At 60.8% G+C, this 13,514-nt stretch carries 8 protein-coding genes; 5 read left to right on the top strand and 3 right to left on the bottom strand.

From position 1 onward, the window contains the following. A partial coding sequence (locus CGL56_RS00005) for a hypothetical protein (RefSeq protein WP_143470557.1) occupies positions 1 to 727 on the bottom strand: 727 nt, incomplete at its 3' end. Between the two features lie 232 nt (positions 728 to 959). Between CGL56_RS00005 and CGL56_RS18595 the strand changes: the two genes are divergently transcribed. Then, positions 960 to 1,172 carry a DUF6364 family protein gene (locus tag CGL56_RS18595; RefSeq protein ID WP_406603289.1) on the top strand — a complete coding sequence of 71 codons (213 nt, stop codon included), beginning with the start codon at positions 960 to 962 and terminating at the stop codon, positions 1,170 to 1,172. Between the two features lie 739 nt (positions 1,173 to 1,911). On the opposite strand, the gene CGL56_RS00010 is transcribed toward CGL56_RS18595, so the two are convergent. After that, positions 1,912 to 2,247, bottom strand: coding sequence for a hypothetical protein (locus tag CGL56_RS00010; protein ID WP_099104461.1), 336 nt, complete (start codon positions 2,245 to 2,247; stop codon positions 1,912 to 1,914). Positions 2,248 to 2,640: 393 nt separating this feature from the next. After that, complete coding sequence (locus CGL56_RS00015) at positions 2,641 to 5,379, bottom strand: TonB-dependent receptor (RefSeq protein WP_099104462.1); 2,739 nt, start codon at positions 5,377 to 5,379, stop codon at positions 2,641 to 2,643. Positions 5,380 to 5,744: 365 nt separating this feature from the next. On the opposite strand from CGL56_RS00015, the gene CGL56_RS00020 reads away from it, so the two are divergent. From CGL56_RS00020 to CGL56_RS00035, 4 genes are all read left to right on the top strand, one after another. Then, positions 5,745 to 6,611 carry a 3-keto-disaccharide hydrolase gene (locus tag CGL56_RS00020; RefSeq protein ID WP_245183955.1) on the top strand — a complete coding sequence of 289 codons (867 nt, stop codon included), beginning with the start codon at positions 5,745 to 5,747 and terminating at the stop codon, positions 6,609 to 6,611. 7 nt (positions 6,612 to 6,618) lie between these two features. Further along, the gene (locus CGL56_RS00025; RefSeq protein WP_099104463.1) at positions 6,619 to 8,097 is read left to right on the top strand and encodes a M14 family zinc carboxypeptidase; all 1,479 of its coding nucleotides are present in this window, start codon (positions 6,619 to 6,621) and stop codon (positions 8,095 to 8,097) included. Between the two features lie 300 nt (positions 8,098 to 8,397). Continuing rightward, on the top strand, positions 8,398 to 11,583 hold the full coding sequence (locus tag CGL56_RS00030) for a SusC/RagA family TonB-linked outer membrane protein (RefSeq protein ID WP_099104464.1): 3,186 nt from the start codon (positions 8,398 to 8,400) through the stop codon (positions 11,581 to 11,583). Between the two features lie 20 nt (positions 11,584 to 11,603). Continuing rightward, the gene (locus CGL56_RS00035; RefSeq protein WP_099104465.1) at positions 11,604 to 13,496 is read left to right on the top strand and encodes a RagB/SusD family nutrient uptake outer membrane protein; all 1,893 of its coding nucleotides are present in this window, start codon (positions 11,604 to 11,606) and stop codon (positions 13,494 to 13,496) included. The last annotated feature ends 18 nt before the right edge of the window (positions 13,497 to 13,514 follow it).

A 13,514-nucleotide genomic window follows, 5' to 3' on the forward strand; every position in this document is an offset into this window, starting at 1 on the left:
CCACCGGTTCGGTCCGGATAAGGTCCCGGAGCGTCCGCGCCCGCAGTACGGCAATCGTCTTATCGTCGATGCGGTCGATCTGTGGGGACCGGGCCCGCCGGATCACGGGCTCATCCGCCCCGTCGAAGCAGAGGTCGGCGGTTACCTCCACGGTGGACCGCCGCAGGTGACGGGCGAAGTAGGTGCGGATGGGGTGGAACTCCTTGCGGAGCCAGGGATTGACGATCCGGTAAGGGACCGTACCGAACCAGTCGGTATAGCTGCCGCTGGCGTAGCCGTCTTCCAGCCGCAGCTCCGCCATCGGGACCCGGAAGGACAGGGGATAGCTGCGGTCACCGGGGGACTCCGCGGGGGCAGGGGGCGGCGTGCATTCCTCGGCGGGAGTGGGAAGGTCAGGAGCGGCCAGGGGCAGTGCAACCGCGCGGTAGAAGGTCAGTTGGGCGCAGAAGGCCTCGCGGTCCAGTGGGGCGAAGGTGACGCTGCGTACCGGGGCCCTGACGGGCCGGTGGGGTCGGTAGTCCTCCGGTTCGGCACAGTAATCAACGATGCGGAGGGTCAGGGAGCCCGTTTGCCGGTCGTAGGCCACCATTTCGGCGGTCCAGTAGATCGGTTCCCGCGACCGGAAGCGGAAGTTATCATCGCCCAGGTTGGTCGCCGCCCAGGGAAGGGCCAGCTCGTCGGTGAGGAACAGGCGCTCGTTGGTTGGGTGGATGGTCAGGGTAGCCACGTCGGTAGCGTTAGTTGTGGGTTGCTGGCTCGGGGGGATGGTGAAAAGATAATCCGGCGGAATTGGCTGGGCAAGGGAACCGACGGGAAGGAGAATCGACCATGGTTTAATTCTCCGTAAATGCCTTGCTTTGAGGACTGTAAACGCTCCTCACAACCCAGGCGTATAACTGTAAGTACAGACAGATGAAATGCCATGAAACGCAAACTAACCCTCACACAGGGCTTCCACCATCGACCGGGCAAAGCAGTACGCCAGGGACCGGGAAACCAGGATGGTTGAAGAGTACCTCGATGCGCTTACCGCGGCGGAGGGTAGGGGAGCGACGTTCGAAATTCCCCCCCCCTTGGTGGACCGATTGATTGGCGTGATTGACTTACCGGAAGAAGGCGTCGATGGATGGCAATCCGGGTATGCTGATCACCTGAGTGACAATTACCAATGACCCGGTTAGTTTTTGTCAATGAGAACTTTTACGGGCGTGTCCACTAGTATCAAGCGCGACTTATGTGCTAAGTTGACTTAAGCGTAGCACAACCCTTACACCCTGCATAGGGGAGGCCTTGGTTACAGGTGGCGGGACAGGAGCCACACAGTGCCGAAACACTACTTAACATAATATAAATTATGGGCGGCAAAATAACCCTGGGATTTGGCTTGTCTGATTTCCCAATCTCAGTCATCGCAAGGTACACGTGCGCAACAACGGCCAGACCAAGTAGACAGATCGGTTCATTGACTACGGCACAGATTCAATCTTATGTGTGCGCCTAAGATCCATAGCCAAAAATCATCAGTCACGGTTGGTCCAGGTCTAATTTGACCTATGGTCCCATCAGGCAATACTGTATCAGGCAGCTTCTGATTTACAAGGCCCCGCCATCGCTGGTTGCAGTGGAACCTACGGTGAGGTACACGGATCAAGGAATGCTCAACAATGAGTTTTCCGCCATTCAGGTTGAGCGGTAATTGATGCAGCCCCTACCCTATGCTCAGAGTAATAAAGCGCATTTCAATCTTTGTAATTTAAGAAAATATTGGATGAGTAATGCGTTTCAGCTACGACTCTTTCGATCTAGTCATTGAGTCAATTGGTGCTGGTTCCTGTATCTCTGCGGTAGTCTGGCAAAACTAGCAGGCTATCTGCATCCCTTGATTCTGGTTGGTAAAATTACTTGTAGGCCCTATTCCTCCACCCGCCGGTAGCCAGCCACCAGGCCGGTACCCATCAGGATACCTGTGCCGCGGTAGGCGACGCCATTCGGCGAACGCCAGGTAAGCTGGTAAGCCTCTCCTTGTTGAGTAATTTCCAGGTCGTAGGTGCCCAGCTCCGTGCCGTCGGCAAGGTGGTAAGTGATGTGGTAGGTTCCGGGGAAACCGTCATCCGTCCGCCCGATGGCCACGCCGGTTCCAATCTTTCCGGAATTCAGCGCGGTGGAGTACCACTTCGCGATCAGGCGATCCTGGTGCTGCGGACGGTAAGTGACAACGCCTACGTGGGGGATTGCTTGGTCGTTCATATTCGGGTGTTTGGAAGTTAGAGCGGTGAGGGACGCGGTTGCCACGCCCGTTTGCTTAATGTACGAAGATTGTGATTGGGAATCAATAGGTGGTACTCCGAGGTTTTCACTGACTTCTTGCCACCTGATGATCGGGCCTGGAGGCCCTCAGCCCCTGGGTGGAGCCCCTCCAGGGGCGAGTACGAATCGGGCCAGGAGGCCTTCAACCCTGCTTCGTGTACCACTTTTGAAAACCACAGAGGCAAGCAGGTATACAAAGCTGCTAGCCCCCCCACTGTGAACCTCTGTGCCTCTGTGGTTCCATAATGATCGGGCCGGGAGGCCCTCAGCCCTCGGCGGGGTCATCCGATGTGGCGCCGCACAGCGGACCACATCGGATGTCTACCGCCGATCCTAAAATCGCAGGCTGCCGGAAAGCGTAAGGATAGTACCCAGCTGGCTGAAGTGGAAACCGTCGTACGTCATCTGGGAATACCGCTGATTAAAGGTGATCAGGTTCGACTGGTTTTGCAGGGCCGCCGGATTGTTAAGCAGCGCATCTCCGGCCGGACTCTCCGATTTGAAGTTCCATTCGGGCAGCACGTTGAATACGTTGTTGGCGTTGAACTGCAGGGTGAACTTCTCAGTGAGGCGGTAGAATATGCTGAGGTCGGTGACCACCTTGGTCTCGAACTCGGTGTACAGTCCGGTAGCCAGTCCCTGCTGGCGGAATTCCGTAGGACCGAAGAGGGTATTGTTGAGGCTGAAGCCCACCTTCTCCAGGTCGTAATCGATGCCCAGGATGGCCTTGTACTTCGGACGGGAAGTGAAGAAAAGGGCTTCCTGGGTGGGGTTGGCCACCGACTGTCCGGCGCCGGCCACGATCTCCGGGTTCTTCACCGCCCCGATCCGCTCATTTTGCAGGGTGTAGTTGCCCGACAGGTTCACCACCAGACTACGGTCGCCAAAGCGCAGGCCGCGGTAGCTGGATACGAAATCGATGCCGGAGGTCCGCGTGTCCAGTCCGTTGACGAAGAAGCTCAGGTCGCTGAGGTTGTTTTGCGCCAGGAGGTTATCCAAGGGCGTGTTCCCGGCGTCGGTGGAGCCGATCTCGGTCGAGAGAATGATGCGGTCCTCCACCTTGATGTTGTAGTAATCAAGAGTGATGCTGAGGTCGGAGTTCGGGCGCAGGCCCACGCCAACCGTGAAGTTGGTCGACTTCTCCGGCTCCAGGGCGGGCAGTCCGAGCAGTCGGGCCTCGCGGCTGACGTTGCTGATCAGTCCGCCCACCTGGATACCCGAGCCGGGCACGAAGCTGTACTGCGCCTTCTGGGTATAGATCTGGTGCAGGGAGGGGGCTTTGAAGCCGGTGCTGAAGGAAGCCCGGAGGGTAACCTGGTCTTCAGCAAATTTGTAGCGGGAGCTCACCTTGTACACGAAGGCGTTGCCGAAGTCGCTGTAGTTTTCCAGGCGCACGGTGGCATTGATCAGGAAGTCCTCGGTGAAGTCGAACGCCGCATCCGCGTAGCCGCCAAAGTTGTAGCGGTCGAAGGTGCCGGAGTTGCGGGGGTCGTTGCCCGAAAAGGAGTCGGCGCCCCCGTCCTCGTAGGAGGCCAGGTCCCCCTCGATGACGGTGAAGCTTTCGTTGCGGAACTCCGCGCCGAAGGCGATGCCCACCATATCCGACAGCCGCCGGGTGATGTCGATGTTGCCCACGTTGTGGGTGAAGCGGGTGCCGCCCGGGTCGAAGGTGATCGGACTGTTCTCCCGGTACTTGAAGGTGCCGTCGGGGTTGAGGGTGCTGTTCCGGTTGTGGGAGTTGGAGACGGTGTAGGTCTGCTCGTTGCCGCCGGTGGTGAAGCTCACGTCGGCGATCCAGTCGTCCTTGCGGGTGAGGAATCCGACCGTACCGTGGTAGTCGTTCAGGTTGCCCTCGAAGGTGGGTACGTAGCCGATGTATTCGCCATTGGGTCCGTCGGGGAAGAAATCGGCCAGGTAGGGGAAGTCGGCCAGCGTCCGCCAGTAGGGCGTGCGGTAGTTGGCGAAGCTGTTCACCTTCTTGTATACGTAGGCGGCGTTGCCGTAGAATTCGGTGTTGTCAGACACATCGCTGCCGAAGTTGACCACGAATTTCGAGGCGGTCGTTTCCGGCGAGGCGTTGATGTTGCGGGCGTCGGGGTAACGGCTGAGGAAGGCGCGCACGTCCTCGATACTGGCGCCGAAATCGGCGGCCTCACCGGCGGCGTCGACCATGCCCGGGCGGTTGGCCTGACCGATCTTCGACAGGTCAATGGTGTAGTTGATGAAGCCGGTCTCGCCAATGTTGGTCCCGTTATTTAGGGCGATGCCGAATTGCTCCCCATCGCCTTCGGTGGTGATGCCGGTCCGCAGGGTTACGCTGCCGTCTTCGGCGTTGTCCTTCAGCACGATGTTCATGACGCCGGCGATGGCGTCGGATCCGTATTGGGCCGAGGCGCCGTCGCGCAGGATCTCCACCCGCTTGATGGCGTCGGTGGGGATGGCGGAAATGTCCGCGCCGGTCTCTCCCCTACCCGGCGAAGTCTGGGTGTAGAGCAGGGCACTCATGTTTTTGCGTTTGCCGTTGACCAGGATCAGGGTGCGGCTCGGACCCATGTTACGGATCTCGTAGGGGTCGAGCAGGGAGGTAGCATCGTTCACGGGCGTCTGCACCGTGTTAAAGGAGGGCACCCGGTACTGCAGTGCCTTGTCGAAAGTCTGCTGCCCGGTGGCGGTCAGGTCATCTGAAGTGAACACGTCTACCGGTAGCGGAGAGGTCGTCGAGGAGCGCGGGGCCGTGCGCGATCCCACCACCACCAATTCTTCCAGGTTCGTGGCTCCACCCTCGAGAGACACATTCCAGGTCACGGTCTCACCCGCGGCGAGCGTGAATTCCCGCGTCTGTGATCCGTAGCCGATGTAGCTGACGGTAAGGGTGTAGGTGCCCGCATTCCGGAGGCTGAGCTCGTAGGTTCCGTCTACGTCCGAGACCGTGCCCGTTGCCCCGGCGGAGATGGTAGCTCCGACGATGGGCTGTCCCGACTCAGTAACGGTACCGGTAACGGTCTGGGCGGTGGCTAGGCCGGGGAGCAGCCAGCAGGCGACCACCAATAAGGAAAGGGAGAAGTGCTTCATACAGGTTAGGGATGTGGTCCGGTTGAATGCGCTTCGCCCGGACCGGTTAGGAATGGATCGCCCCGTAAGTTAGCGTACAATTGCGGCGGTAATTCGCTGAAACCCTTCCCCATATGCCTATTATTTGCTTGCAATCGATGGCAGAATTGGGGGAGGTAAAATATGGGACCGCGTAGCCGTCCTGAACCCTCGGCCTGGGACCTGGCTCCGTGGTTCTCCCTCACGCTGTGGTTACCTAATTTTCGGGCCGGGAGGCCCACAGCCCGGTGGTGGCGGAGTCATCGGATGTGGCGCTGCGCAGCAGCTGGCCTCATCGGATGTTTACCGCCCACTAGGCCTCGGCCTTATATCATATATTCGTCGCTATGAACGCACTCCCCCACCCGATCCTGGCGATCCTGATGTTTTGCCTGGCATCCTGCGCTCCGGCGCCCGAATCCGAAACGGCCACGACCACCACTCCCGTTGGGGAAGAGGAGCAATGGATCAGCCTGTTCAACGGTAAGGATTTAACTGGTTGGGACATTAAAATGGCCGGCCGGCCGCTGAACGAGAACTTCCGCAACACCTGGCGGGTGGAAGACAGCATGCTCCGGGTGAGCTACGACGACTACGAGAACTTCGACGACGCCTACGGCCACCTCTATTACCAGCAGCCGTACTCCCACTACAAGCTGCGCTTCGAGTACCGCTTCACCGGCGAGCAGACCCCCGGCGGAGCCAACTGGAACGTGCGCAACAGTGGGGTTATGCTGCACAGCCAGTCGGCCGAGAGCAACGACATGGGTCAGCACTTCCCGGTTTCGGTAGAGCTGCAGCTGCTCGGCGGACTGGGCGAAGGGGAGCGCACCACGGGCAACGTCTGCACTCCGGGTACGGCCGTCGTCATGGGCGATACCATTAACTACAACCACTGCATCAATTCCAACTCGGCTACCTACCACGGCGACGGCTGGGTAAAGGCGGAGGCCATCGTGCTCGGCGGGGAGGCCATGCACTTCCTGATTGAAGGAGATACCGTGCTGAGCTTCCAGCAACCCCAGATCGGGGGTGGTTTTACCAGTCGCCGCGACGACGCCGCCGCCTGGAAGCGCTTTGGCGTTGAAGACAGCTACCCCCAATGGCTCGATCGTGAAGGAGAGATCCTCACCGAAGGATACATCGCCCTGCAGGCCGAGAGCCATCCCATTGATTTCCGCAATATCGAGTTGCTGGAGCTACCCCAAGAATAGTCCGTCCATGACCCAGATTCCCGCCCTGCGCCTGCTCCCCCTCCTGCTTTGTGTGCTATGGCAATCCGCCTGCGGCCAACCCGTGGGCGCGTCCGCGGGTGCCCCCTCCTACCCCGACTACCCGGCGGAAGCGGTGGAAGCCTCCCTGGAGGCCTACCGGGAAACGGCCCTGACCACCCGCCGCTTCAAGCATGCCGACCTGCAGCCCCTGCTGGCGAATCTGGGTGACGCCTTCCGAGTGGATACCGCCGGTCAATCAGTGGAAGGCCGTGCGCTGTACCGCGTGACCTGGGGAAACGGTCCGGTAGAAGTACTCCTGTGGTCGCAGATGCACGGAGATGAGCCGACGGCCACCGCGGCCCTGTTCGACCTCTTCAACTGGCTGGGCGGCAGCGGCGACGGGCTGGACAGCTTGCGGCAGCTCCTGGACCGCGAGCTCCACCTCACCTTTCTGCCCATGTTGAACCCCGACGGGGCGGAACGTTTTGAGCGCCGCAATGCCCTGGGCATCGACCTGAACCGGGACGCGCTGCACCTGACCAGTCCGGAAGCCCGGACGTTGAAGGCGGAACGCGACCGCCTCGACGCCGCCTGGGGATTCAACCTCCACGACCAGGGCATCTACTACTCGGTGGGGTTCCCGACCGGGCCGGGGGCGGTGCTGTCCATCCTCGCCCCGGCCTACGACTGGGAAAAGACCATGAACGGTAAACGGGAAGACGCCGCCCAGCTAATCGCCCTGCTCAACGCCCGCTGGCAAGACCATGTGCCGGGTCGCGTAGGGCGCTACAACGACGACTTCGAGCCCCGGGCCTTCGGCGACAACCTCCAGAAGTGGGGCACCCGCACCGTGTTGATAGAATCCGGCGGCTTTCCCGGCGACCCCGAAAAACAGGAGATCCGGAGGCTGAATGTACTGGCCCTGATCGACGGACTGCACGCCATCGCCACGGGCCGCTACGAGCAGTACTCGGTAGAAGATTATTTGTCCATCCCCGAGAACGAATCCTATGGCGTCCACGCCCTGGTCCTCGAGAATGCCCGGGTGGTGCGACCCGAGGGGGAATTCGTCTTGGACATCGGGTTCCGCCGCAACGAACGGTTGCTGGACAAGAAGGCCCGCGATTATGCTTCCTGGGCCTACGTGAGCGATCTGGGTGACCTGTCAACCTTCGGGGCTTTCGAACGGGTAGACCTGGACAGCCAGCGGGTGGTCCCCGGGAAGGTCTACCCCGGCAAGCTGAGTCTGGAAGAAATTAAACGGCTGGACGCTCGCGAACTTTATCGTCAGGGGTACACCGCCGTCACCGCTACCACTACCCCACCCGATGCCGCGCGGGTCCCCGGCCTACGGATACTTGGCCCTAACGATCGGCTCAGTGCGGAAGTCGCCAACGGCGTGTCGCTGGACTTGCTGGTCTACGGAGAAAATGACCGACTGCGGATGGTAGTGGTGGATGGTCAGGTGGTGGAAGTCCGCCAGTAAGTCGGTATGATTTGAAGACAGACGACAATCTCAAATAAGGAAAAAGCTGGATGAGTAAATTATACTCCCTACTTTACTCTTCACTTAACCTTAACTATTGTCATTTAGACAAAAAATATTGACCTTGGCGTCAATTATTGGTTGGCCGACACCTCGTCTATCTTTTCTCTATATATATTTACCGCAGCCTGCCGCCTTTCCCTTGCCGTTTTGCCCCCGGGGTCTTCTTGACCCGACCAATTGAGACCACACAAGCAACGCCCAGTCACGGGCGCCATCGATCATGTTAACTAGTAGATTATGAAACAGCATTACGTGTTGCTGAGGCTATGCCTCGGCTTATTCGTCTTTCTGCTCACTTTATCCGTGAGCGCCCAACAGCGAACCATTACCGGCACTTTAACGGATGAGGGCACCGGTGACCCCCTCATCGGCGCCAGCGTACTGGTCAAGGGTACCACCCGCGGTACGGTCACCGACCTGGACGGAAATTATTCCATTCAGGCTGCCCCAAGCGAAACCCTCGTCATTTCCTACACCGGCTACGCTACGCGTGAGGTGCAGGTAGGAGACAACGAAACCATTTCCCTGAGCCTGACCAGCGGAGAACTCCTCGACGAAGTCGTGGTGGTCGCCTACGGCAAGCAAAAGAAGGCTACGGTTACCGGTGCGGTAGTCGGCGTGGAGGGCGGAGCCCTCGAGCAATCGCCGGCCGCTAACCTGGGGGTATCCCTCGCGGGACGCCTGCCTGGCGTAGTAGTCATCCAGACCAGCGGTGAGCCCGGCGTCGACGACGCCCGGATCAACATCCGTGGCCAGAACACCCTGGGCAACAGCAGCCCCCTGGTCGTTATCGACGGGGTACCCGACCGCAACGGTGGCCTTTCGCGGCTGAACCCCCAGGACATCGAGTCCATCTCCGTACTGAAGGACGCCTCGGCCGCCATCTACGGAGCCCGGGCCGCCAACGGTGCCATCCTCATCACTACGAAGCGGGGAACCACCGGCAAACCGTCCATCAGCTATGACTTCAACCAGGGTTTCGCCCAGCCAACCGTGCTGCCCGAAATGTCGAACGCGGTGGAGTACGCCACCATCATGAACGAACTGGCCATCTACCAGAACATCCCGGTCAATGAGTGGGACGCCGCCTGGGACGCCATCCAGACCACCGGCACCTACGACTCCCCCACCCCGGACGTGGGCACCATCAACGCCAACTACAGCCCCGAGACCGTTGCCCGCCACGCCGCCGGTGACGACCCCTGGGGTTACCCCGACACCGACTGGTTCGGTGATGCCTTCAACACCTGGGCTCCCCAGGGCCGCCACAACCTGCAGGTCAATGGCGGTAGCGAAAACATGCGCTACCTGGCTTCGCTTGGTTACTTCACCCAGGACGCCTTCTACAAGAACACGGCAACCAAGTACAAGCAGTACAGCTTCCGGATCAACCTCGACGCCGACGTCAGCGACTACATCACCACCAGCCTGGGCATCCTGGCCCGCCGGGAGGACCGCCGCTTCCCCACCGAAAGCGCCGGCTCCATCTTCCGGATGCTGATGCGTGGTCGCCCCACCGAGCCCGAAGTATGGCCCAACGGCCTGCCCGGTCCCGACATCGAGAACGGTCAGAACCCCTACGTGATTACCACCAACGCCACCGGCTACGTGGAGAACCCCTCCGACTTCATCCAGACCAACGGTGCCATCAACATCACCAACCCCTGGGTAGAGGGACTGGCCCTGAACCTCTCGGCCGCCGTGGACCAGAACACCAACCGCTCCAAGACCTGGCAGACCCCCTGGCAGCTCTACTACTGGGACCGCGTGAGCTACGAAGCCGACGGCGAGACGCCCCTGCTCGAAGCCGCTACCCGCTCCAACTTCACCGACCCCCGCCTGCGGCAGTCGACCAACACGGTGCTGAACACCAACCTGTCGGCCCGCCTGAACTACGACACCGAGTTCGGCGGCGACCACACCCTGGGCCTGATGGCCGGCGTGACCCGCGAAACCTTCGAAGGCGAGGGTTACTTCGCTTACCGCCGCAACTACATCTCCACCGCGGTCGACCAGCTCTTCGCCGGCGGCTCGCTGAACCAGGACACCGGTGGCTCCGGCTACAACCGCGCCCGCCTGGGTTACTACGGCCGTGCCCAGTACGACTACCGCGAGAAGTACCTGCTCGAGTTCATCTTCCGCTACGACGGCAGCTACATCTTCCCCGAGAATGACCGCTTCGGCTTCTTCCCCGGTGTACTCGCCGGCTGGAACGTGACCAACGAGGATTTCTTCAACGTTCCCGGCATCGACTTCCTGAAGCTGCGCGGCAGCTACGGACAGATGGGTAACGACCAGGTCTTCTTCCAAGGACAGCTGCAGGAGTACGCCTTCCTTTCCACCTACGGATTCGGCAGCTACCCAATCAACGGCGTAGTGGAAACCACCCTGCGTGAGCAACTGCTGGCCAACCCCAGCTTTACCTGGGAACGCGCCAACAACTTCAACGTGGGCGCCGACGCCGTCCTGTTCGGCAACCGCGTCGACGTGACCCTGGAGTACTTCCACAACCTGCGTACCCAGATCCTGATCCAGAAGACGGGCTCCACCCCCGCCTCCTCGGGCATCAACAGCCTGCTGCCCCCGGTCAACGCCGGAGAGGTGGAGAACAAGGGCTTTGAATTCAACATCGGCTACAACGGCAACGCCAACAACGCCTTCCAGTACCGCTTCGGCGTGAACGGTGGCTACGCCAAAAACAAGGTGATCTTCATGGACGAGATCCCCGGCGCACCCGACTACCAGCTGCAGGAAGGCAAGCCCATCGGCGCATACCTCGTCTACGAGGCCGACGGTGTCTTCCTCAACCAGCAGGAAATCGACAACAACGAGCTCGACTACAGCGCCGTGACCGGCCGCCTCCTGCCCGGTGACCTGAAGTTCCGCGACGTGAACGGCGACGGCAAGATCGACGGCGACGACCGCGTACGCATCGACGACAACGGCACGCCGACCTTCAACTTCGGTGCCAACTTCACGGCCAGCTACGGTCCCTTCGACATGTCGATGCTGCTGCAGGGCGCTACCGGCGCTTCCCTGCGCGTACAGACCGAGTCGGGTGACATCGGCAACTACCTGAAGTACAGCTACGACAACCGCTGGAGCATCGACAACCCCAGCAGCGAGCACCCCCGCCTGGCCAGCCGCGGCGACACCTACTACACGGGTGGCAACTACGGCAACAACACCTACTGGCTCTTCAGCAAGAACTACATGCGCCTGAAGAACGCCGAGATTGGCTACCGCCTGCCGGCCAACCTGACGGAGAAGTTCCACCTGCGCGGGCTGCGTGCCTACGTCAACGGCCTGAACCTGATCACCTTTGATTCGCTGAATTTCTTCGATCCCGAGTCCACCACCGGCAGCGGCGTCTACTACCCCCAGTCGCGCGTGATCAACTTCGGCCTCAACATTACCCTATAATCATGCAACCACAACCGATCATGAAAACTCTACAACGCGGCGTCTATCGCCTACTGTCGGCTGTTGGGATTGGAGCCGTTCTGCTCTTTTCAGCCTGCGATACCGACTTCCTGAATACCGAGCCCCTGGACAGCATCTCCAGCGACGCTACCTGGGCCGACGGCCCCCTGTCGGAAGCCTTTATCTACAACGTCTACTCCTTCCTCGGCTACGGCGGATTCGAGGAGCAGATGCTGGCCTCCATCACCGATGAAGCGATGTTCACCCACGCGGGCCGCAACATCAACACCTTCACCGAAGGCACCGAATCCCCCGCCAACCCGGGCTGGATGAGCGCTACCTACCAGTGGGACAATATGTACTTGGCCATCCGCCAGGCCAACATCGCCCTCCAGGAGCTGCCGAACTCTACCTTCAACGACGACGACCTCCGCGACCGGCTGATGGGCGAGGCCCACTTCCTGCGGGCGTACTACTACCACCAGCTGGCCCGCTTCTACGGCGGCGTACCCCTGATCGAGCGCCCCTACGGCCTCAACGAGGACTACGAAGTCCCCCGCGCTACCTGGGAGGAAACGGTGAACTTCATCGTGGCCGACCTCGACAAGGCCGCCCAGCTGCTCGACGGCAAGCCGGAAACCGACGGACGGGCCTCCCGCCTCTCGGCCCTGGCCCTGAAGTCGCGCATCCTGCTCTACGCCGCCAGCGACCTCCACTATGGCCCAGCCATCTCCGCCGAGTCCGCCACCCTGGCCAGCTACCCTCACCTCGATCTGCTGGCCTACCCCGGTGGTGACCGCGAAGCCCGCTGGCGCGCCGCCCGCGACGCCGCCCGCATGGCCCTCGAGGAAGGCAGCGGCTACAAGCTCGGACTTACCGAGCCCGTCTCGCCCGAGCAGGGACTGCAGAACTACATCTCCCTGTCGATGGGCGGTGGCAGCAGCGTCGGTGACGCCGCGGCGGCCGTAGAGCTCATCCTCCAGCGCACCGTCACCCCGCTCTACACCCAGGAAAGCAACTGGCCCCTCGGACCGATCCACTTCGGCATCAACAACGGCCCCAACGGCTACCACAACTGGGCGGGCAACACCCCCATCCAGCAGCTGGTCGACGACTACGAGATGATGGACGGATCCACCTTCGACTGGGATAACCCCGACCACGCCGAGGCCCCCTACGAAAACCGCGACCCCCGCTTCTACGCCACCGTGATGTACGACGGTGCCGGCTGGAAACCCCGGCCCTCCGACGTAGCCCCGATCGATCCCTACGACGAGATCCAGACCGGCTACTACGACGACGGCAAGGGTGGATTCATCCCCGGTGTCGACACCCGCGAATCTTCGGTAGAAAACTGGAACGGCAGCCGTACCCACTACTACGTCCGCAAGTTCATCGATCCGGACCCCGCGCTGAAGGACAACCAGTCGAACGCCCAGGTGATCCCCTGGCCCTTCATCCGCTACACGGAAGTAGTGCTGAACTACGTTGAAACCTGCCTCGAGCTCGGTAACGAAGCCGAAGCCCGCGACTGGCTGAACCAACTGCGCTTCCGCGTGGGCATGCCCGCCATCGAAGACAGCGGAGAAGACCTTGTGGACCGCTACCGCAACGAACGTCGCATCGAGCTGGCCTACGAAGAGCACCGCTACCACGACGCCCGCCGCTGGCTCATCGCCGAGGAAACCCTCGGCCGCCCGATCCAGATCATCGACGTCCGCGCCAAGCTGAAGCCCGGCAAGCAACCCCGGGTACCCTACAAGTACGACCCCTCGGTCTATGACTACGAATACACCGTAGCCACCAACACCGAGAACGAGTCGCGTACCTGGGCCGACAAGATGTACTACCGCGCCATCTCCCGCGACGAAGTAAGTCGCAACGCCCAGCTGGTGCAGAACCCCGGTTTCTAGTACCATCCGAACGATTTG

The organism is Neolewinella marina, assembly GCF_002631205.1.
Lineage (GTDB): Bacteria > Bacteroidota > Bacteroidia > Chitinophagales > Saprospiraceae > Neolewinella > Neolewinella marina.